Consider the following 19,966-nt stretch of genomic DNA (forward strand, 5'->3'; position numbering starts at 1 on the left):
GACGCACATGCAGGCCGACTCGCTCGCCGAACTGGTGGAGCTGAGTTCGGACGCTATCTGCGTGCACGAGCACGGCGTGCTCACCTACGCCAACCGCGCGGCCCTCGAGACGTTCGCCGCGCGCTCCGCCGACGAGGTCGTCGGCCGCCGCTTCACCGACTTCGTCGCCGAGGACGCGCGCGCCGCGCTGATCGAGAAGCTCGCCCGGCTGACGGAACGGGGGCAGGCGAGCGAGCCCGTCGAAGCGCTGATGTCCCGGTTGGACGGCAGCAAGTTCGCCGTCGAGACGGTCCTGGTGCGCCTCGGCGAGGCCGCGTACCAGGTCGTCATGCGGGACATCACGGCGAAGAAGGCGGCCGCCGACGCCCTCCGCTACCAGGCCGCGCTCGTGTCGCACGTCAGCGACGCGCTGATCGCGACCACCGGCGAAGGCGTCGTGACCAGCTGGAACCCGGCCGCCGAGGCGGTGTACGGGTGGACCGCGGCCGAGGCTGTCGGGCGCCGCGCGAGCGAACTCGTCGGCGCCCCGCTCGACCTGCCTGCCATCCGGCGCGGCGGCGGCGTCGCGGAAGCGGTGCACCGGCGGCGTGACGGTGCTCCCCTGGCCGTCCGCGTCTCGGCCGCCGAGATGAACGACGGGTACGTGCTCGTCTGCGCCGACGAAACCGCGCGGCGGCGGGCCGAGCAGAACTACCGCACGGTCGTCGCGTCCCTCGACGAAGGCGTCCTCGTGATGGGCGCGGGCGGGCTGATCGAAGCGGCGAACCCGGCGGCGTGCCGCATCCTCGGCGTCACCGAAGCCGAGGTGATCGGCGTCCCGTGCCACACGTTGACGCTGTTCACCGAGTCCGGGCAGTGGATCCCGCCGGACGAGATGCCGTCGGTGCGGACCCGGCGGACCGGGGTGACGCACAACGGCCTGGTCGTCCGCCTGCGCCGGCCGGACGGCCGCGACGTCTGGGTGTCGCTGACCTCGCGGCTGCTCAACCCGGACGACCCGGCGGCGATGGCCGTGGTCACGTCGTTCACCGACATCACCGAGACCCGCGCGATCAGCGCGCAGCTCGCGCACGACGCCACCCACGACCCGCTGACCCGGCTGGCGAACCGGACCCTGGTGCTCGGCAGGCTCGACGTCCGCGAGCGCGGCGCGGTCACCGTGCTGTTCCTCGACCTGGACAAGTTCAAGGTCATCAACGACTCGCTCGGGCACTCGGTCGGCGACCAGGTGCTGCGGATCGTCGGGGAACGCCTGCGCCGCAGCTCGGGCCGCGACGACCTGGTCGGCAGGCTCGGCGGCGACGAGTTCGTCGTCGTCACCGCCGAGGTCACCGACCCGGCCGAGGTCCGCGCGCTGGCCGAGCACCTGCGGGCCGCACTGGCCGAGCCGATCGGCGTGCTCGGCAGGCAGCTGCACCTCGACGCCAGCATCGGCGTCGTGCTCGTCGGCCGCGACGACCGCCGCAGCGCGGAAGACCTGCTGCGTGACGCGGATGTCGCGATGTACCAGGCGAAAACGCTCGGCCGCGGCCGGCACCACTTCTTCGACGTCGGCCTGCGCGAGCGGATGCAGCGGCGGCTGCGGATGGAGCAGGACCTGCGCGACGCGGTCCACGACGGCCAGCTCTGGCCGGCCTACCAGCCGGTCGTCGACCTGCGGACGGGCAAGATGGTCGCGGTCGAGGCGCTGCTGCGGTGGACGCACCCCCGGCACGGCGCGATCTCGCCCGCGGAGTTCATCCCGCTGGCCGAGGAGAGCGACCTGATCAACGTGATCGGCAAGGAGATGCTGCGCGCGACGACCCGCGAGCTCGCCGCGCGGCGGCTGCACCAGGGTCTGGACCTGACGCTGAAGGTGAACTTGTCGACGCGCCAGCTCGACGACCCGCACCTGGTGCCCGCGGTCCAGGACGCGCTGGCGTGCACCGGGCTGCCGGCCGGCGCGTTGTGCCTGGAGGTCACCGAAAGCGCGTTGATGCGTGACGAGGAAGCGGCCGCCGAAGTGCTGGCGTCCCTGCGGTCACTGGGTGTGCTGCTGGCGATCGACGACTTCGGCACCGGGTATTCGTCGCTCGCGCAGCTGCGCCGGCTGACGCTGGACACGCTCAAGATCGACCGCTCGTTCATCACCGGGATCGCCGAGTCGCGGGACGCGGAGGCGATCGTCACGAGCATCATCGCGATGGCCCACGCGGTGGACCTGACGGTGATCGCCGAAGGCGTCGAGTCGGCGGAGCAGCTCGAACTGCTCCGCCGGCTCGGCTGCGACCAGGCGCAGGGCTACCACCTCGGCCACCCGGTGCCGGCGGCCGAGCTGTTCGGTCAGTAGACCTGCTTCAGCCGCTCCAGTTCGTCCGCCGTCAGCTCGACGCCGAGGTCTTTGAGGGTGGCGTCGAGCTCGTCGGGGGCGATGGTGGTGGTTTCGCTGCCGCCGTCGGGTTTTTCGACGGTGAGTTCCCGGCCGAGGAGCTTGCGGCTAACGCCGGGTTCGACCCGCATGATCACGAGCCGTCCGGTGAACGGCGAGTTCGGGTGCGTCGACGTGTAGTGGTGGTAGACCTCGTAGTCGATGGGGTGCATCCCGTTGAGCCGGAACTCGAGGATGTCCTCATCACCCTTCTGCAGCGTCCACCAGCCGTTGGTTTCCTTGATGCGGTGCGGCCACCCGGCCTGGTCGACCTCCTGGCCGTCGACGAGCGGCATGGGGTCGAGGATCCCGGCCCCGAACCCGACGTCGGCGAGGAACTGTTTGCCGTCGACGTCGACGACGAGCGTCATGTGCGTGTAGGGCCCGGGCCGCCGCGGTTGCACGCGCGCGGAAAGCCGGTGCACGGTGTAGCCGAGCTGTTCGAGAACGGCGGCGAAGAGGCCACTGTGTTCGTAGCAGTAGCCGCCCCGCCGCCGTCCGACGAGTTTCGCGCTCACGACGTCAAGCGAAATCCCTTGGTGCTGCCCGAGAACGACGTCGACGTTCTCGAACGGGATGGCCCCGACGTGCGCCCGCATGAGTTCGGTGAGCGCGCCTTCGGACGGCGCCCGCCGCGGTTGCCCGACGCGGGCGAGGTAGGCGTCGAGATCGACGGCGCCGATCCCCCATTCTCCTTCGGTCGTCATGGATCCATGATGAACCCTCGACCTTACTGGAGGTCAACCTTCGTGGATGACCTGCCGCACCTCGACGGCGGTGTACTGGGCGTCGGGGATCTTGGCGGCCAGCTCGACGGCGCGGGCTTCGCTTTCGACGTCGACGACGTAGTAGCCGCAGAGGAAGGCCTCGGAGTCGACGAAGCCACCGTTCTTCGTCTGCACGACACCGTCCTTGACCTGGACGGTCTTGGTTTCGGTGGGTTCGGCGAGCGCCTTGGTCTCGACCATCTCACCGGACTCGGTGATGAGCTTGGTGAAGGCACCGTGCCCTTCGTAGACGGCGGTCTTCTGGTCGTCGCCGAGGGTGGCCCAGACGGTGGGGTTCATGTGGAGGGTAAGGAGGTAACGCATGGTGGACTCCCCGTGTCGGGTGGCAGCCCCGGGTGGGCGGCCGTTCACCGGTGGGTCGAGGCGGGCGCCGCGGACCGGACACGGGTCCCGCCGGTTCACTCGTTCGGCCTAGTCGGCGGCGATCGTCGTCAGGAAACGCACTTCCAGCGCACCGGCATCTTTCGGTGATCGAACCGGCGCCCACGTCGGTGGCGCCGGCCGGCACCGGAGGCCGAGCCGATGATCCGCTGACCGCGGATGTCCGCACCCCGGAAATCGTCTCGCCGGGCGACTTGGCGAGGGTCCGCCGGGTTCCGTCCGGGACCCAGACGTAGCCGTAGGAGTCCGTCCCAATCACACCGAACATCGCCACGCTGCCGTCGGGGACCGATTTGCGGGTCGACCGGGAAGAAGCCGTCCGGCATCGGGAGGACGACCGGCGGGTCCGCCTGGTGCCCGGCCTGCGAAAGTGGTGTTCCCATCGGTCTCGTCCACTCCGGCGGTCGTCATACCCGCAGGCAGCGCGAGCGGTTCGGCGACATCCCAGTAGGACGCCCTAGCCCAACCTTGCGACGAGAGGAACCAAACCCAGTGGAGACACGAAAAACCCCTGCTCCGCGAGATTCCGCAGAGCAGGGGCTGAAAGTGGCCAGGGCCGGGGTCGAACCGGCGACCTTCCGCTTTTCAGGCGGACGCTCGTACCAACTGAGCTACCTGGCCGGGAACGCCGGCAAGGAGCCGAACGATCTTGCGACCCTGACGGGACTCGAACCCGCGACCTTCGCCGTGACAGGGCGACGCGCTAACCAACTGCGCCACAGGGCCTTGCATTTACTACTGTACTGCGTACTCCCAACGGGATTCGAACCCGCGTTGCCGCCTTGAAAGGGCGGAGTCCTAGGCCGCTGAACGATGGGAGCCCGGTCGGCTTTCGGGTGACCGACCGACCGCGCTCTCAGGTTCCCCTGGGAGCGATTACAAGCATAGGGCACGCCACCACCCGTTTGCACAGGGGGTTCCTTAAGCCGTTGGCGAGGCTGGGACCTGCGCAAACGCCGCCAGTTCCGCCAGCCGCCGATCAAGCTCGGCTCGCTGCGTCTCCGTCAGCGCCGACGCCAGCAGTTCGCCGATCCGGTCGTCGGTGAGGGCTTCGGCGCGCTGCCACCGGTCGCGCAGGTCCGGCTTGCGCTCCGCCGCCGCGATCAGCTCGTCGGCCGCGTCCTCGGGCCACGCCGTGCGCAGCAGGCGCGCGCGGCCACCTTCCGGGTCCGCGATCACCGCCTCCGGCACGGACAGCCCCAGCGCCCGCAGGGCCGCGAAGTGGAGGCCGCCGCGCAGCTCGCGGAAGACCATCAGCGCGAAGCCGAGGCGCTCGACGTCCCCCTCGGGACGCTCGGCGTTCTTCCAGCCCGCGAAGAGCGCGAGCCCGCTCGCGTCCGCGGCGTCCACGACGTGGAACAGCAGCTCCGCCAAGCGGCCGGGCTCCGATACGGCCGAAAGGCTGACACGCGACCACCGAGCCGATGACTCCGCGTAGGCACGGACGGCGGCGGGTGCGTCGAGCGCCGCCGTCGCCGGCGGCAGGACGAAGTCGAACAGCCAGTGCGGGAAGATGCCGAACAGCTCCGCGGCCACCTTCGGCGGGACGTCGCCGAGCACCGCCGAGCGCCCCCGCACGTACAGCGAGCGCGGCGGCAACCCGACCTCCGCCTCGACCGCGGCCAGCTCCGGTGACGTCATGAACTTCCCGCCCAGCACCTGCACCACCGGCCTGATCCGGTTCGCCAGGCCCGCCACACCCTCGATGGTCGCCACGTCCGTCCCCTTTCGACACGACAACCGTAACAGTGTTACGAAACTCGCGTCAAACAGCGGACCGAACCTGTCAATTACTCCCCGGAAAGAGGCACAACCAGCGGAAATATCACCGGACGGGTCCGGCGCACCACGCCGGACCCACCCGCTCAACGCTGAACCGGCGCCTGCCCGTCCTCATCCAGGTTCAGACCCAGCATCTCCAGCAACTGAACACAGTCCTCGACCCCCAGCGCCCCATGCGCCACCGCCAGCCGAGCCCGCCGGACCTGATCATCCGACACCCGCTGCGCATCCGCCGCCCCGCTCCGCTGCGCCGGCAACGCCCCCGCAAACGGAGCACTCCCCCCATCGGCACCTTCGTACCGAAGGAGGAACTGCCGCACTTCAACAGACCCGCTCATAGCCCCTCCACACGGCTCACAACAACTTGGCCGCGAGGCTAACCAGCGCCGGCCACCACACACAGCCCCCCGGAGAGTGAACCTGAGGCCACGCTCCGCTCAACGCAGCGCAATCGGCAACACCGAAGAAGAACTCACCCGAACGAACGCCACCCCGGGGGCAAAGTGACACCACACGGGGAAATTTCCCGCTCTCCACTCGCCCAACCACCCAACTCGTGCAACAATCGAAGTGCTGACACACCCCCGGTCAGCGCCTGTGGAGATCCCCTCCGACCCCCGCGTTCCTCCCCCTGGCGCGGGGGTCCTCCATTTCTTGGGCCTGCTCGGGCTTCGCCCTTCGCCGGCCCAAGCATTTCGGTGTGCCGACCCGGGGGGCCGAGCCCCCCGGACCCCCACGGTGCCTTGCGCTCGGCTTCCAGCGTGGTTCCGTTTCGCCTCGGGCGCTGTGCGCCCTGGTGATGCCTCGGCTTTCCTACGCAGCTTCCGTACGCGCCTTCCGTACGAAGCCTCCTCCCGGGCGTACCCCGCTCTTCCCCGGCCCTTCTCACCCTGCTCCGCCTCACCGTCCCTCGCCCCGTCCTTACCTCGCCTCGCTACGCCCCGCCCAGCCCCGGTCACGGTCGTCCCACTCGCCCCTCCAGCCCCGCTCACCTCGGCGCTCGGCGGCCCCACTCCACTCCTCCGCCGGCCCTCTTTGCTTGATCGACCCCCTCCGTTAGTTCGGGGTTGCGCAAAGTTGCTGCCGATTGGGCTGAATGGGTGGCCATTGCTCTGAATGGGGAATTCGACCAGCGTGTTGTAGCTCACAGTGGTTTGTGTGGCGAGATCTAAACGTTATCGTGGCTTCCGTGCCTCTTCCCTCCCTTGGCCGCTTGAGCAGCCGCACGAACCTGAAAGCCGCCGCGTCTTCCGGGCGTCATCGTGGTGCCGCGAAGCCCGTGGACGACGGTGTTGTCGAGGACACTGAGCTCACCTCGTACCTCGCCGCCCTTGCTCCGGAGAACGACCTGGAGAGCACCGGGTCCGGCAAGCGGTTCGGCGAGGCGCAGGTTTACCAGCTGCGGATGAGCCTGGTGGCCAGCCAGCAGCTCAAGGACATCGCCGCCGAGCGGCAGATCTCGCCGCAGGCGCTCGCCCAGGAATGGATCCTCGAGCGGCTCAACTGGGAGGGTCAGGCCTCCTCCACCCAGGACCAGCGGCAGCAGGCCGGCGTCAGCGACCTCACCGACGAGTTCCACTTCCCCGCCGACGCCTTCGACGCGCCGGCCGTGGCGCGCCGCTGAACACCCCAGACCTCATGAGAAAGGGCCCCCGGCGAGATCGCCGGGGGCCCTTCGCTCAGGCCTTGAAACGCGCAGAGGGCCTGCTGTGAGGCTTGTGCAGCCTCAGTTTCAGATCGCGCGGACCTTCTGGGCCTGCGGACCCTTCTGGCCCTGGCCGACCTCGAACTCCACTCGCTGGTTCTCCTCCAGGGTGCGGAAACCGCGACCCTCGATCTCCGAGTAGTGAACGAACACGTCGCCTTCGCCGCCGTCCTGCGCGATGAAGCCGAAGCCCTTCTCCGCGTTGAACCACTTCACAGTGCCTTGCGCCACCGCTGTACTCCTCGTTACACAGATCCGCTTCGAATGCCACCGAAGCGGCACCCCGACCGTCCCGGGCGGTTCCAACGAGTCGAGTCAAGAGCGTGTCGGCTCCATGGCTCGCGTCAGAAGTTCCGCGAGTGTGAAGCCACTAACACGCAAAACGACGGCCTGAGAGCAGACTACCGGGATCTGGCCAAAGTTGAACCCCGTGATCGAGGCGAAAACCGGCTCTGCGCACCAAGGTCACCGGAACGTCGTAGGGCTCCCACCCCGTTCTGCCGTACCCACGGGCTAGTCTGGCGCCGCACAGCGACACCGTGATCACCGGATACGGCTCGGAGTCGGCCGTGCCCCCTCAGTGAAAGCCCCCACCGGCTGCTGTGACGTTAGTCACGCCTGCGTTGCTCAACGTACACGGTCCACGGGGCGTCTCGAAGGGGGAAAGCACCAAAGGGGCAAAGGGGAATGGGTGTGACGGTGAGGATCTCCACGCGGCGCCGGGGCGCTGCCGTGGCACTGGGCTTGGTCGCCGTGCTCACGCTGGGGGCGTGCAGCAGCGAACCGACCGTCTCGGCGAGCGGTTCGTCGGGCGGCGGGCCCACCGGCTCGCCCGCCCCGAGCGCCCAGCCGGCGAAGCTGACGGTGACGCCGGCGGGCGGCGCCCAGGATGTCGCACCCGGCGAACCGGTCGGCATCCAGGTCGCCGACGGCACGATCATGTCGGTCACGCTGACCAACCCGGACGGCAAGCAGGTCCAGGGGCAGACGTCGCCGGACAAGAAGAGCTGGAACACCACCGAGCAGCTCGGCTACGGCAAGACCTACACCTGGTCCGGCCAGGCGCAGGGCACCGACGGCAAGAACGTCCCCATCTCCGGCGCGTTCACCACGGTCAAGCCGAAGCGCCAGATGGCGGGCAGCCTGAACGTCGGTGACGGCCAGACGTACGGCATCGCGATGCCGATCGCGCTGACCTTCCCGAGCCGCGTCACGGACAAGGCCTCCGTCGAGAAGGCGCTGTCGGTCGAGACCACGCCGAAGACCGAGGGTTCGTGGGCCTGGCTGAACGGCGACACCTCGGTGCACTGGCGGCCGAAGGAGTACTACAAGGCCAACACGCAGGTGAAGGTCAACGCCAAGATCTACGGCGTCAAGCTCGGCGACGGCGTGTACGGCAAGCAGGACGTGTCGGCCAGCTTCTCCATCGGGCGTTCGCAGATCGTCAAGGGCAACACCACGCAGCACACGATGCAGGTGATCCGCGACGGCCAGCAGATCGCCGACTACCCGGTGAGCTACGGCCTCGACTCCGACCCGGGCCGCGTCACCAACAGCGGCGTGCACGTCGTCATGTCGAAGCACGCGACCTACTCGATGAGCAACCCCCGGTACAACTACACGGACGTCAACGTGCCGTGGGCGGTCCGGATCTCCAACAACGGGGAGTTCATCCACGGCCTCGCGGCGTCGATCTGGGCCCAGGGCAAGAAGAACGTCTCCCACGGCTGCCTCAACCTCTCCCCGGCGCGCGCCAAGGAGTACTACGACGGCGTGCTCGTCGGCGACCCCGTCGAGATCACCGGCAGCACGCAGACGCTGGACGCCAGGGACGGCGACTACAGCGACTGGACCTACGACTGGGCGAGCTGGCAGAAGCTGTCGGCGCTGGCCCGCTGAACCACCCGAACACCGGACGGCCGGGAAGTCCTGCGCGGGCTTCCCGGCCGTTTTTCTTTTCCCGGAACTCGATGCAACCCCGGTGATCACCCGCCGCATGACTAAGGGCAGAGGCGCGGCGATCCCCTGCCGCGCCCGCGAGAATGAGGAGCTGTCTTGCGTATCCGCATCGCCCTGACCCTCGGCGCGCTCGTGCTCGCCGGTGGCGCCCTGACCGGTGGCATCGCCCTGGCTTCGGAGGCACAGGCGCCGGCCCCCACCCAGACCCAGCTGCCCCGGCCGGGCGAGCCGACCGTGGCACCGGCCCCGGACACCACCCGCGCGACCTCCAAGGCACCGAGCGCGCAGCCCGCGCCGCGCGAGGCGACCCGGCCCGCCCGCCCGGAGCAGGCCCCGCGCGTCCCCCGTGCCGTTCCGGCCGGGCCCACCGGTGACCTGCACCTGCCGGCTGTGTGGGAGACCCGGTAACCAGGTGATTTCCCGCTCCCGTCCGTCGACCGGGCCGGGCTCGCCGTGGGACGGCGAGTTCGCCCGGTACTTCGGCGAGCGCGCGCACAGCCTGCGGTCGACCGCCTTCCTCCTCTGCGGGGACTGGCACCAGGCCGAAGACCTCACGCAGGCCGCGTTGCTCAAGCTCTACCTCGCCTGGCCGAGGCTGTCGCGGCACGACGCGCTGGACGCCTACGCACGCAAGGTCGTCCTGCGCACGTTCCTCGCCGAGCACCGGCGCAGCAGGTGGAAACGGGAGCGGCTCACCGACAGCCCGCCGGAACTCCCGGCGGCACCGGCCGCGAGCGAGCGGGACGAACTCGTCCGGCAGGCTCTGGCCGTACTGGCTCCGAAGCAGCGCGCCGTGCTGGTGCTGCGGTACTTCGAGGACCTGAGCGTCGAGGAGACGGCGAAGGCACTCGGCTGCAGCACCGGCACGGTGAAGAGCCAGGCCTCCCGTGGCCTGGCCACGCTGCGCAACCGGCTCGGCCCGCACTACGGTGCGCTGACGTTCAGCGCACCGACGGAGGGGAGGTGACGAACATGGACCCCGAAGACGACGTCCGCGCGATCCTGACCGGCGCGGCCGGCGGCGCACAGCCGCCGATGCGCCTCGAAGCCGCCGACGTGATCGAGCGCGGCGGCCGGGTCCGCCGACGACGCAAGCGCTTCGCCGTGGCGGGCACCTCGGCCGCGACGGCGGTCGTCCTGGTGGTGGCCGGTTTCCTGGCCGGCCACCGCGCGGGCCCGCCGGCACCGGTGCAGCCTGCCGACCCCGGGTTGTCCACGGTCGGCACCACGTCCCCCAGCCCGTCGCCCATGGAGCTCCCGGTTCCGGCGACGTCGATCGCCCCGGCGCCGCCGTCGGCGGAAGCGAGCCAGACCCGGCCCCGCCCGGGGCGGACGTCGGTTCCCCAAGCGCCGTCCGCGGGCCCGCGGGAGACGCCCCGTTCGACAGTGGCGAGCCCCTCGCCGACCCCGGACACGGTCCCACGCCGGCCGGGCGAGCCCACGGTGACGACCACTCGCTAGCCGTGGCGCAGATCACCGCGGGTTCGTGGGTTTCCGGCGAAATACCCGGGCGGTTCGTGGCGATATGCCGGGTGGTGTTCCGATCGGACACCGGACCCCGCTCAGCCGGACGCCCAGCGCCGGCCCGAGAACCCGAGGAGGAAGCACATGGTGCTCGCCGCACTGATCGTCGAAACCGGAATTGCCGTCGTGGTCGCGGGGGCGCTCGCCGCCTGGTCCCGCAAGCGCTTCACTCCTCGCCGCGAAGCGAACTGACCCACGGCGCGCGTGTGCCCCGCCCGGTGATCCGGACGGGGCACACGGCTTTCCGGCAACCGCTCAGCGCTGAGCGGCCGCGGAGGTCAGCTTGCCGCCGCTGCCTTCGGTGTCGATCTGGTCCATCGGCACCTGCGACGTCTCCGGGATCTTGATGATCGGGATGATCGCGATCAGGGCCGCCGCCATCAGGTAGTACGCCGGCCAGTCCTCGTTGCCGGTGCTCTTGATCAACGCCGTCACGATGACTCCGGCGGTGCCGCCGAACAGCGACGTCGAGATGTTGTAGCCGATCGCGAACGAGCCGTAGCGCACCCGGGTGGGGAACATCGCCGGGAACGTCGAGCCGATCACCGCCAGGATCAGGACCAGCAGGAGCGCCACGATCAGGAACCCGACGAACAGCCACAGGATGCTCCCGGACTGCATCAGCTTGAGGCAGGGCCAGCTCAGCACCAGGAACCCGATGGCCGCGGTGAGCAGCAGCGGTTTTCGCCCGATCCGGTCGGACAGCGCCCCGAGCGGGATGATGATCGCCATCTGGATGAGTTCGACCGCGATGATGATCAGCGTCGCCGTGTTGTCGTTGATCTTCAACGTGTCCGTGAAGTACGTCGGCATCGTGGTCAGCAGCAGGTAGTCCGCCACGTTCAGCAGCAGCACGATGCCGATCAGGTTGAGGATCATCCGCCAGTTGCGGACGAAGATCTCCTTGAGCGGCGCCTTCTTCGGCGCCTCGCCCTTGGCTTCCATCCGGCGGAACTCAGGGGTGTCCTCGAGCTTGTTCCGCAGGTAGAGCCCGATCAGGCCGAGCGGCAGCGCGATGAAGAAGGGGATCCGCCAGCCCCAGGCGGCGACCTGTTCGGACGACATCGACAGCGTCACCGAGAGCACCACGAGGTTGCCGAGCACGTAGCCGGCCAGCGTGCCGAGCTCGAGGAAGCTGCCGAAGAAGCCGCGGCGTTTCGTCGGGGAGTACTCGGCGATGAACGTCGCCGCGCCGCCGTACTCGCCGCCGGTGGAGAAGCCCTGGATGATCCGGAGCAGCAGGATCGCGATCGGTGCCGCGATGCCCATGCTGTAGGAGCCGGCGTACGTCGGCAGGATGCCGACCAGGAAGGTGCAGCCGGACATCAGCAGGATGGTGATGGCGAGCACCCGCTTGCGGCCGAGCTTGTCGCCGAGCGGTCCGAAGAACGCCCCGCCGAACGGCCGGACGATGAAGCCGACCGCGAGCAGGGCGAGCGATTTCAGGACCGCGTTGCCCTCGCCGGGGAAGAACTGCGAGCCGATGGCCACCGCGATCGCGCCCGAGGTGAAGACACCGTAGTCGTACCACTCGGTGGCGTTGCCCATGGCCGACGCCCACACGGCGCGCTTGACGGTTCTCTCGTCCACTGACGGTTTGCCCGTCGTTGCTGCTGGTTCGCTCATGCCGGCGACGACTCCTCCCGTGCAGTGCCCCTTGGGCCGTTCGAGCTCATCGGCCCAGTCTTAACCGGCTTTCGCAGGTCGGCAGTCTGAGCCGGGTTTTGTGTACGGTCGGGAACTTTCCGGCTACCGAGAGATGTGCGTTGCGGACATACCGCCCGGGTCGCGCGCAACCACCGGCTACCCGCCGGTTAACGTCAGCGCATGAGTCGTGTTTCTCAACCCTGGCCGCCAGTCGAGGTGGAGCCCGCGGTCCCGCACCCGAAGGCGCCGGCGCCGGGCACCGAGCTCGGCGTGCACTTCGCGGAGTGCTTCGGGTGCGGCGACGAGGCCGACGCCGGGCTGCACCTGCGCTCGACGGTCGGCGAGGGCCAGGTCGTGCACTCGCGGTTCACCGTCACCGCGGCCCACCAGGGCGCGCCCGGGCTGGCCCACGGCGGTCTGCTGGCCTGCGCGTTCGACGAGGCGCTCGGCTCGACGGTCGGCAACCTGATGCGCCGCCCGGCGGTGACCGGGAAGCTCGAGACGGACTTCCGGCGGCCGGTCCCGGTCGGTTCGACGCTGTTCATCGAGGCCCGGCTGGACGGCATCGCCGGCCGCAAGATCTACGTCAGCGCGGACGGCCGCCTCGACGCCGAGGACGGCCCGATCGCGGTCAGCGCGCGGGCGTTGTTCGTCGTCGTCGGCTTCGAGCACTTCAACACCCACGGCGACCCGGGGGCGCTGGAGAAGCTGGCCGCGCAGCACGAGAAGAACCAGCGTGAGCGCGGCGAACGCGACTGGGAGATCAACCCCTGATCAGGTGAGGGTGCGGGGGCGGATGGCGTTGGCCCGGTCGACCAGCTCGATGCGCTGGTCGAGCGTGCCCGCCAGCCGCGCCAGCGCCCGGTAGCACCGCTCGAGGCCGAAGCGCAGCTCGCGTTCCTCGAGCTGACACCCGAGCACGCGCGCGCCCGGCGTCGGCTTGCCGTGCTTGAGCCACTCGTGCGCCGCTTCGAGGACGCCGGCGGACAGCCGGGTCTGGCGTTCGACGTCCAGCCGGAGCCGTTCGAGCCGGGCCGACGCGTCGAGCAGGTCGTGCTCGGTGACCGGGGTCTCGCGGCCGTTGGCCTTGGTCGCCGTCGTCTTGATCTTGATGGCCGCGACCTGGGCGTCGACGTAGTGCGTCGAGGACGGCGGCACGGTCTCGAGCACCTCGACCGCGCTCGCCCGGGCGCCCTGCGCCAGGTACACGCGGGCGAGGCCGAAGGCCGCGCTGACGTAGGTGCGGTCCGTGCGCCAGACCAGTTCGTAGAACCGCGCGGCGGCGAAGTAGTCGCCGACGCCTTCGGCGCTGATGCCCAGGGCGAGCTTCGGGGCGATTTCGCCGGGCAGGTCGTCGTACACCGCTTCGAACGCGACGTGCGCAACCCGCGAACGGCCGCCCGCGAGCTCGATCAGGCCGCGGTACCAGTCGATCCGCCAGTCGTGCGGGAAGCCGTTCTTGATCGCCAGGTACTGCGCGGCCTGCAGCTGCCGCTGCGCCTCGGCGAACTCGCCCAGCTCGATCCGGGCGCGCACGATCCGCAGCCGCACCTCGATCGACTCCCGCGGCGCGCCGGCCAGCGCTTCGATGGCGGCCCGCGGGTCGAGCGCGGTCGTGGTGGCGAGCACGCCCGCCGCCGGGTCGTCGGTGTCGACCTGCGGGATCGGCAGGCCGGCGACGACCTCGTCCGCGCCGGGCAGCGGCACGCTGGCGCCGGCTTCGGGCACGACCAGCTGCACACCGAACGTGCGGCTCTCCGGGCCGAACACCGTGGACACGCCGGGCCGCGGTTTGCCGGTGCCGAGCGCCATGATCTCGCGCAGCACTCCGGTGAGCTGGTCGGACATCTCCTCGGCGGAGAGGAACCGCCGGTCCGGGTCGGCGTGCGTCGCACGCCGCAGGAACCGGTAGTACGAACCGAAGAGCGCGAACAGCGGGACCGCGTCCGGGCCGGGCAGGGTCGTCTTGAACTTGGTGGTGTAGCCGGTGAACTCGAAGCTCAGCACGGCGAGCGTGCGCCCGACGGTGAACAGGTCCGACGCGATCGACGCGCCCTGCGTCGGCAGTTCCGGCGCGCTGTAGCCGGTGGTGAAGAACAGCGGGCTCTCGTAGTCGTCGGTGCGGCGGACCGCGCCGAGGTCGATGAGCTTCAGCTGTTCGTTGGTCTGGATGACGTTGTCGGGCTTGAGGTCGCAGTAGAGCAGGCCCTGGCTGTGGAGATAGCCCAGCGCGGGCAGGATCTCCAGCCCGTAGGCGATGACCTGGCCGATCGGCAGCGGCTCCGGACGGCGGCTTTCCCGGTGGTGCGCCAGTGCGAGCTGCCGCAGCGACTGGCCGCCGACGTACTCCATGACGATGTAGCCGACGGTCGTCCCGCTGTGGGCGTCCGGGTGCTGCACGAAGTTGTGGATCTTGACGATGTTCGGGTGCTCGACCTCGGCGAGGAACCGCTGCTCGTTGGCCGCGGCCGCCATCGCCGTCGCGTCACCGGTGTCGATCAGTCCTTTGAGGACGACCCAGCGGTCGCTGACGTTGTGGTCCTGCGCCAGGTAGATCCAGCCGAGGCCGCCGTAGGCGATCGCGCCGAGCACCTCGTACTGGCCGCCGACCAGCTCGTGCGGCTGCAGCTTCGGGACGAACGAGAACGGCGCGCCGCAGTTCTCGCACTTCCCTTCCGGCGAACCGGGTTCGCCGTCCTTGCCGCGGCCGACCTTCGCGTTGCAGCTGCCGCAGAACCGCTTTTCCTCCGACACCACCGGGTTCGACAGCACCGCGGACGCGGGGTCGCGGGCGGGGACCGGCGGCACGTCGACCAGGCCGGCGCCGAGCCGGCCGCGCCGCGACCTCGAAGTCCGCGACGACGTCCGCCGCGAGGTGCCGGGGAACGCGCCGGGGCCGGAGCCCGAGCCGCTGCCGGTCCCCGTGCCCGTACCGGTTCCCGTGCCGGTGCCCGTGGGGCGGCCTTCGCTGGTGCGCTCGGGCAGGACGCTTTCGGTGCCCGGGTCCGGCAGCGGGGTGCCGGGACCGGTGTCCGGCCGCGGCACCGGCGGCATGATGCTCTGCGTCTCCGGCGCCGGCGCCGCGAGCACGCTCGTGAGCTGCGGCTCGTCGGGCTGCGGCGGGTGGACGGCCTGCGTCGGCACCGGCTGGACCGGCGGCAGGACGGGGTTCATGCTGCCGGGCGGCTTGGTCGGGTCTTCCGCGCCCGGGATCGGCGCGCCACGCGGCGGCGTCGGCGGACGGCGCACGGGTGCGTGGAACACGGTCTCTTCGCCGCCGGAGGGCGGGCCCTCGTCGAGGCGGCCCGAGATCGACGGCTCCGGCGTCTCCCACCGCACCGGTGGCGGCGGCTGCCAGCTCGGCTTCGCCGGCTGCTGCTCTTCGTCCGGCGCGGCGTGCCGAGGACGGCGCGGCTCCTCCGACACTGCTACCTCCCGGATCCCCGTCGACGTGCGAGGATCAATCCTAGTCGCGACCGGTTCACTGGTACTGCGTCACTGGTACTGGGGCTGCGGCGGCGAAGCCGGCCCCAGCGAAGGCTCCACCCAGCGGCGGTAGCTGTTCTGCCAGGCGCCGCTGTTGCGGATGTTCTCGAGCACGGCGTTGACGAACTTGACCATGTCCTCGTTGTCCTTGGGCACGCCGATGCCGTAGTTCTCCCGCGTGAACTGATCGCCGACGACCTGCAGCGTCGGGTCCTGCGCGGCCATGCCGGCGAGGATCGTGTCGTCGGTCGAGATCGCGTCGACCTGGCCCTGCTGGAGCATCACCAGGCAGTCCGACCAGTTGTCCACCGTGATCGCCACCAGCTTCGCCGGGTCGGTCGCGATCTTCGCCGCCGACGTCGACTTCTTCGCCGCGCACACCTTCTTGCCGCTCAGGTCGGCCAGCTTGGTCGCCTTCGACTCCTTCGTGACCAGCAGCCGCTGGCCCGAGACGTAGTACACCGACGAGAACTGGACTTCCTGCTTGCGCGCGCAGGTGATGCTGTAGGTCCGGACCACGATGTCGACCTGGTGTTCCTTCAGGACGTCCGCGCGCTGCCCCGACGTGATCGCGCGGAACTGGACGCGGCCCTCGGGCGCGCCGAAGATCTGGCGGGCGATCTCGTTGACGAGGTCGATGTCGAAGCCCTCGAGGTTGCCCGAGGTGGGGTTGCGGAAGCCGAACAGGTAGGTCGTCTGGTCGACGCCGGCGATGAGCTTGCCGCGTTCCTTGATCTTCGCCATGGTCGAGCCGTCGGGGATCGACGTGCCCTTGTCCGGCGCCAGGCTGGCCAGCGGGTTGCAGCTGGTGTCGCTGCCACCGCCCGCCGACGCGTCCGGGCCGGCGACGTGCGCGGGCTGCGGCCAGGCCGCGTTGCCGACCGGAGCCGGGTCGACCGGTTTTCCGGGGCTGCCGCAGGACGCCGCCAGCAGCGCGACGACCGCCAGCACGCCCGCCCGGACCGTGATGCGCCGCCTGTTCACCGGTACTCCCTCAGTCGTTCCCGGATTCCCATGGTGACACCCGCCGCGGCGACGACCGCCAGGACGGCCAGGCCGGGCGCGAGGAGCGTCAGCGCGCGGTCGCCGTTGTGGGTGTCGTCGAGGAATTCCTGCCTGCCGACGTCGATGGCCGCCTGGAGGCTGTCGTCGAGCCGCCGGAACGCCGGCGCCGAGCCGTCCGTCTTGTCCTCCAGCACGGCGAAGTCGACGGCTTCCTGGTACTGGCCGGCGTCGTCCTGGGCGCGGACTTCCTTGTGCGCCTTGAGCCAGTCGTTCGCGGCCTTCGTCGCGTCGGCGACCTTCGCGACGCCTTCGCCGTCCTTGATGAGACCGCGGGCCTCGCCGAGCAGGCCGCCTTGGCCGTCGGGGCCGACGAGCTGGGCCGCGTTGTCGCCGAAGTCCTTCTCGTACGCCGCGCCGTCGCCCCGGGCGACCAGCGTCAGCGTTTCGTCCGCGCGGGCCTGCAGCGCGGCGATGCGCGCGCGGACCAGCACGTCGACGCGGTGCGAGCCGTCGTCCTGGCCGCTGCCGACCAGGCTGCCCTGCACGATCAGCGCGACCGCGCCCCACAGCAGCGAAACCACGACGGCGGCCGTCGCGACGACGAGCCCGACGTTGAGCAGCCGGTTGGTGCGCCGGGTCAGGTAGACCTGCGCCGCGATGAGCGCGGCCAGCAGCGCGAGCACCAGGATCGTGGCGAGCCACGGGAACCCGGTGGCGCTGTCCTGCTCGTCGATCAGCCGCTCGGTGTCGGCGCGGTAGAGGTCCTGCGCGGCCGGCAGGATCTTCGCCCGCATCAGCTCGGACGCCTCGCGGAGGTAGGACGCGCCGACCGGATAGCCGAGCCGGTTGTTCGTCCGGGCCGTCTCGACGAGCCCGGTGTAGACGGGCAGCGACTGGCTGAGGACGTCGACCGGGGCGGCCGCGTCGGCGACGTCCGAGGCGTCGGAGGCGGCCTTGGCGAGCGCGGCGCCGGCTTCGGCGATGTCGCGCTCGTAGCGCTGGCGGAGTTCGGGAGGTTCGGTGCCGATGGAGAGGAACGCGCTCGCGGCGGTCGCGTCGGCGTCCGAGAGCGAGCGGTAGACCTGCTGCGCGGCGGCGGCGAGGGGCTCGCGGTGGTCGATGACGCCGCTGATCGTGTCGTCGCGGTCCTGCACCGACAGCGTCGCGACCAGGCCGGCCACGAGCGAGAGCAGCACCAGCCCGACGGCGATCACGGTCAGCCTGCCGGGTGTGGTCGCGGCGGACCGGATGATCGCGCGGACCCCCTGGCCCGGCAGGTCGAGCAGCCCCAGCAGGCCGCTGCGGCCCCCGGCGCGGTCGTGGCCGCCCGGTGGCGACGGTGCGGGTCCCGGCGCGGGCGCCGTCGGCCCCGGGGCCGTCGCAGTGCTGGTCATCCCCGATTCCTCCCCGTGCCATCCGGGGTTTCACCACCCGGATCCCCCCGAAAGGCTCGCTGCGAGCCGTACCCGCAGAAGGTAGCCGAGTCGCCGTGCGCGCAGCCACCGGCACCGCCCGCTGTCATCAGCACGTGATCTGGGGCGATGTGTTCCCGCGCACACCGGTGATCAGGTCCGCACCTCCGCCGGCCGCCGTCTTTCGGTCCCGCCGTCAGTGTGCCGCCGGCCAGTGCGAGCTGCTCACGCATGCCGGCCGGGCCGAATCCTTCACCTGTCCGAGTGAACGCCCCGAGGCCGTCGCGGACGTCGAGCCGCATCCGGATGTCCTCGCCCGGCGCGCGCCTGCCGGCGTTGGTCAGGGCTTCCCGGCGAGCTTTGCGACCGCCGGACCGTCCACATCGGACCGTTCGGTCAGCAGCGTCTCGGCTCGCTCCAGTCGCACCCCCAGCGAGTGCGCCGGCGTCGTGGAACTCGCGGGCGATCCGGGTGCGTTCGTCGAGCGCGGCGAGCAGCTGCACCACGAGCCGGCTCGGCACGGTCGATGATCCCGCTTCGCCGGGAAGTCAGCCGCGGATGGCCGGGGCGAGCGAGTGCGGGAGCACGGCTTCGGGGTCCGGCGGCCGCCTGACCACCACCTCGACGTCGTCGGCGAAGCGGTACGGCTTCGCGCCGAGGATCCCGCCGAAATGCCGCCGCAGCCGGGACATCTCGGCACGGACGGTCACCGTGCGGCCGGCGTCGCCGAACAGGTCGGCCGACAGCTCGGACGCCGACCGGCCGTCGCGGTGGCTGGCCAGCACGTACAGCACCTCGGCGTGGCGCGGGCTGAGCCGGTGCGTCCAGGTCCCGGCGGCGCCGGCCACGGTGAGCTCGGGCTCGCGCGGCGACCGGACGTCGAGCACGACGCGGGTGGGCGGCGCGGCCTCGTTGTCGGTCAGCCGGATCAGCCAGCCGCCGGGCACCGGCTCGACCGAGCAGCCGCCGTACGCGGGCAGCCAGACCCGGCCGGGCCCGAGGCCGGTGGGCAGCGCGACCCGGTCGACCGGCGCGAGGCCGGCGGCCGCGGCGACCCAGCCGTGTTCGTCGGCCACGACCGCCCGTCCGCCGACCTTGGCGAGGACAGGGACGGCGAAGCCGCGAAGCCGTTCGAGCTCGGTGAGGTGGGTGGTGCGCAGCTGGGCCTCCGCCAGCCGCGTGACGGCGTCGACCAGCGCCAACGTCGTCGCGTGGACGGTCGAGGCCGGCCCGGAGAGGTCGACGACGCCGAGCAGCTTGCCGTCGCGCGGGTCGTGCAGCGGCGCGGCCGCGCACGTCCAGGAGTGCTGAGCCCGGACGTAATGTTCGGCCGAGTACACCTGCAGCGGGCTGCGCGCGACCAGCGCGGTGCCGATCGCGTTCGTGCCGACCGCTTCCTCCTGCCAGTCGACGCCTTCGACGAACCCGAGCCCGTCGGCACGGCGGCGGACCGCGGCACTGCCGTCCCGCCACAGGACGGCGCCACCCGCGTCGGCGATGACCATGATGTGCGCGGCCTGCTCGGCGAGGCTGATGAGCCCGCCGCGCAGGACGGGCAGCGCCTCGGCCAGCCCGCTCGCGCGGCGGCGCGCTTCCAGCTGTTCGAAGGTCAGGACGGGCGCGGCGGCCCGGCCGTCGGGGTCCAGGCCCAGCCGGCGCATCCGCTGCCAGGAGGCGTCGATGACCGGCCGCGGCCGGCTCGGCAGCTTCTGGCCGCTCAGGGCCGCTTCGTGCACCCGCGCGAGGACACGGGCGTGCTGCCGGGGATCCACCCCGGCCGGCAACGCTGCCTCGAGGTCTCGCTGCCCCAACCGCCGCTCCTTGTGCTGTGCCTCCTCGGAGTCTGCCGTTTCAGTCGGGTGATCGGTAG

At 70.8% G+C, this 19,966-nt stretch carries 18 protein-coding genes and 3 tRNA genes; 8 read left to right on the forward strand and 13 right to left on the reverse strand.

Features of this window, described 5'->3' with window-relative positions:
- The first annotated feature begins 7 nt into the window (after positions 1 to 7).
- Positions 8 to 2,329, forward strand: coding sequence for an EAL domain-containing protein (locus I4Q55_RS42065; protein ID WP_206796169.1), 2,322 nt, complete (start codon positions 8 to 10; stop codon positions 2,327 to 2,329).
- Here I4Q55_RS42065 and I4Q55_RS42070 read toward each other — a convergent pair.
- The 7 genes from I4Q55_RS42070 to I4Q55_RS49845 all read right to left on the reverse strand — a co-directional run bounded on the left by I4Q55_RS42070 (position 2,323) and on the right by I4Q55_RS49845 (position 5,696).
- Positions 2,323 to 3,114 carry an arylamine N-acetyltransferase gene (locus tag I4Q55_RS42070; protein ID WP_206796170.1) on the reverse strand — a complete coding sequence of 264 codons (792 nt, stop codon included), beginning with the start codon at positions 3,112 to 3,114 and terminating at the stop codon, positions 2,323 to 2,325. The genes I4Q55_RS42065 and I4Q55_RS42070 overlap by 7 nt on opposite strands.
- A gap of 33 nt (positions 3,115 to 3,147) precedes the next feature.
- The gene (locus tag I4Q55_RS42075; protein WP_206796171.1) at positions 3,148 to 3,498 is read right to left on the reverse strand and encodes a YciI family protein; all 351 of its coding nucleotides are present in this window, start codon (positions 3,496 to 3,498) and stop codon (positions 3,148 to 3,150) included.
- Between the two features lie 625 nt (positions 3,499 to 4,123).
- A tRNA-Phe gene (locus tag I4Q55_RS42080) sits at positions 4,124 to 4,197 on the reverse strand.
- A gap of 31 nt (positions 4,198 to 4,228) precedes the next feature.
- Positions 4,229 to 4,302, reverse strand: a tRNA-Asp gene (locus I4Q55_RS42085).
- Between the two features lie 22 nt (positions 4,303 to 4,324).
- Positions 4,325 to 4,397, reverse strand: a tRNA-Glu gene (locus tag I4Q55_RS42090).
- A 100-nt stretch (positions 4,398 to 4,497) separates the two neighbouring features.
- Positions 4,498 to 5,292, reverse strand: coding sequence for a hypothetical protein (locus tag I4Q55_RS42095; protein WP_206796172.1), 795 nt, complete (start codon positions 5,290 to 5,292; stop codon positions 4,498 to 4,500).
- Between the two features lie 149 nt (positions 5,293 to 5,441).
- Positions 5,442 to 5,696 (reverse strand): hypothetical protein, encoded by a 255-nt coding sequence (locus I4Q55_RS49845; RefSeq protein WP_003097372.1) that lies wholly within the window; start codon positions 5,694 to 5,696, stop codon positions 5,442 to 5,444.
- Positions 5,697 to 6,547: 851 nt separating this feature from the next.
- Here I4Q55_RS49845 and I4Q55_RS42100 point away from each other — a divergent pair.
- Positions 6,548 to 6,982 carry a hypothetical protein gene (locus I4Q55_RS42100; RefSeq protein ID WP_206796173.1) on the forward strand — a complete coding sequence of 145 codons (435 nt, stop codon included), beginning with the start codon at positions 6,548 to 6,550 and terminating at the stop codon, positions 6,980 to 6,982.
- A 108-nt stretch (positions 6,983 to 7,090) separates the two neighbouring features.
- On the opposite strand, the gene I4Q55_RS42105 is transcribed toward I4Q55_RS42100, so the two are convergent.
- Positions 7,091 to 7,294, reverse strand: coding sequence for a cold-shock protein (locus I4Q55_RS42105; protein ID WP_003097368.1), 204 nt, complete (start codon positions 7,292 to 7,294; stop codon positions 7,091 to 7,093).
- Positions 7,295 to 7,750: 456 nt separating this feature from the next.
- Between I4Q55_RS42105 and I4Q55_RS42110 the strand changes: the two genes are divergently transcribed.
- The 4 genes from I4Q55_RS42110 to I4Q55_RS42125 all read left to right on the forward strand — a co-directional run bounded on the left by I4Q55_RS42110 (position 7,751) and on the right by I4Q55_RS42125 (position 10,483).
- Positions 7,751 to 8,962, forward strand: a complete 1,212-nt coding sequence (locus I4Q55_RS42110; RefSeq protein WP_206796174.1) for an Ig-like domain-containing protein — start codon at positions 7,751 to 7,753, stop codon at positions 8,960 to 8,962.
- 156 nt (positions 8,963 to 9,118) lie between these two features.
- On the forward strand, positions 9,119 to 9,430 hold the full coding sequence (locus I4Q55_RS42115) for a hypothetical protein (RefSeq protein WP_206796175.1): 312 nt from the start codon (positions 9,119 to 9,121) through the stop codon (positions 9,428 to 9,430).
- A 4-nt stretch (positions 9,431 to 9,434) separates the two neighbouring features.
- Positions 9,435 to 9,989: a SigE family RNA polymerase sigma factor gene (locus I4Q55_RS42120; protein WP_206796176.1), complete on the forward strand. Its 555-nt coding sequence runs from the start codon at positions 9,435 to 9,437 to the stop codon at positions 9,987 to 9,989.
- A gap of 5 nt (positions 9,990 to 9,994) precedes the next feature.
- Positions 9,995 to 10,483, forward strand: coding sequence for a hypothetical protein (locus I4Q55_RS42125; RefSeq protein WP_206796178.1), 489 nt, complete (start codon positions 9,995 to 9,997; stop codon positions 10,481 to 10,483).
- Between the two features lie 318 nt (positions 10,484 to 10,801).
- Here the strand turns inward: I4Q55_RS42125 and I4Q55_RS42130 are convergent, their stop codons facing one another.
- Positions 10,802 to 12,136 (reverse strand): MFS transporter, encoded by a 1,335-nt coding sequence (locus tag I4Q55_RS42130; protein ID WP_206796243.1) that lies wholly within the window; start codon positions 12,134 to 12,136, stop codon positions 10,802 to 10,804.
- A gap of 237 nt (positions 12,137 to 12,373) precedes the next feature.
- Between I4Q55_RS42130 and I4Q55_RS42135 the strand changes: the two genes are divergently transcribed.
- The gene (locus I4Q55_RS42135; RefSeq protein ID WP_206796179.1) at positions 12,374 to 12,967 is read left to right on the forward strand and encodes a PaaI family thioesterase; all 594 of its coding nucleotides are present in this window, start codon (positions 12,374 to 12,376) and stop codon (positions 12,965 to 12,967) included.
- Here the strand turns inward: I4Q55_RS42135 and I4Q55_RS42140 are convergent, their stop codons facing one another.
- The 3 genes from I4Q55_RS42140 to I4Q55_RS42150 form a co-directional block, all read right to left on the reverse strand.
- Positions 12,968 to 15,619 carry a serine/threonine-protein kinase gene (locus I4Q55_RS42140; protein WP_206796181.1) on the reverse strand — a complete coding sequence of 884 codons (2,652 nt, stop codon included), beginning with the start codon at positions 15,617 to 15,619 and terminating at the stop codon, positions 12,968 to 12,970.
- Between the two features lie 69 nt (positions 15,620 to 15,688).
- Entirely contained in the window at positions 15,689 to 16,663 is a 975-nt protein-coding gene (locus I4Q55_RS42145) for a glutamate ABC transporter substrate-binding protein (RefSeq protein ID WP_307793455.1), read from the reverse strand.
- The gene (locus tag I4Q55_RS42150; protein ID WP_206796183.1) at positions 16,660 to 18,078 is read right to left on the reverse strand and encodes a hypothetical protein; all 1,419 of its coding nucleotides are present in this window, start codon (positions 18,076 to 18,078) and stop codon (positions 16,660 to 16,662) included. Before I4Q55_RS42150 ends, I4Q55_RS42145 begins: the two co-directional genes overlap by 4 nt.
- Before the next feature lie 95 nt (positions 18,079 to 18,173).
- Between I4Q55_RS42150 and I4Q55_RS42155 the strand changes: the two genes are divergently transcribed.
- Positions 18,174 to 18,626, forward strand: a complete 453-nt coding sequence (locus I4Q55_RS42155; RefSeq protein WP_206796185.1) for a hypothetical protein — start codon at positions 18,174 to 18,176, stop codon at positions 18,624 to 18,626.
- A gap of 18 nt (positions 18,627 to 18,644) precedes the next feature.
- On the opposite strand, the gene I4Q55_RS42160 is transcribed toward I4Q55_RS42155, so the two are convergent.
- Positions 18,645 to 19,907, reverse strand: a complete 1,263-nt coding sequence (locus I4Q55_RS42160) for a helix-turn-helix domain-containing protein (protein WP_206796187.1) — start codon at positions 19,905 to 19,907, stop codon at positions 18,645 to 18,647.
- Positions 19,908 to 19,966 lie beyond the last annotated feature (59 nt).

The sequence above is a fragment of the Amycolatopsis sp. MtRt-6 genome, assembly GCF_017308975.1.
Taxonomy (GTDB): domain Bacteria; phylum Actinomycetota; class Actinomycetes; order Mycobacteriales; family Pseudonocardiaceae; genus Amycolatopsis.

Coding starts and splice junctions, on each gene's coding strand:
- I4Q55_RS42065 (WP_206796169.1), top strand. CDS start 8: ATGCAGGCCGACTCGCTCGCCGAACTGGTGGAGCTGAGTTCGGACGCT.
- I4Q55_RS42070 (WP_206796170.1), bottom strand. CDS start 3,114: ATGACGACCGAAGGAGAATGGGGGATCGGCGCCGTCGATCTCGACGCC.
- I4Q55_RS42075 (WP_206796171.1), bottom strand. CDS start 3,498: ATGCGTTACCTCCTTACCCTCCACATGAACCCCACCGTCTGGGCCACC.
- I4Q55_RS49845 (WP_003097372.1), bottom strand. CDS start 5,696: ATGAGCGGGTCTGTTGAAGTGCGGCAGTTCCTCCTTCGGTACGAAGGT.
- I4Q55_RS42110 (WP_206796174.1), top strand. CDS start 7,751: ATGGGTGTGACGGTGAGGATCTCCACGCGGCGCCGGGGCGCTGCCGTG.
- I4Q55_RS42125 (WP_206796178.1), top strand. CDS start 9,995: ATGGACCCCGAAGACGACGTCCGCGCGATCCTGACCGGCGCGGCCGGC.
- I4Q55_RS42135 (WP_206796179.1), top strand. CDS start 12,374: ATGAGTCGTGTTTCTCAACCCTGGCCGCCAGTCGAGGTGGAGCCCGCG.
- I4Q55_RS42150 (WP_206796183.1), bottom strand. CDS start 18,078: ATGACCAGCACTGCGACGGCCCCGGGGCCGACGGCGCCCGCGCCGGGA.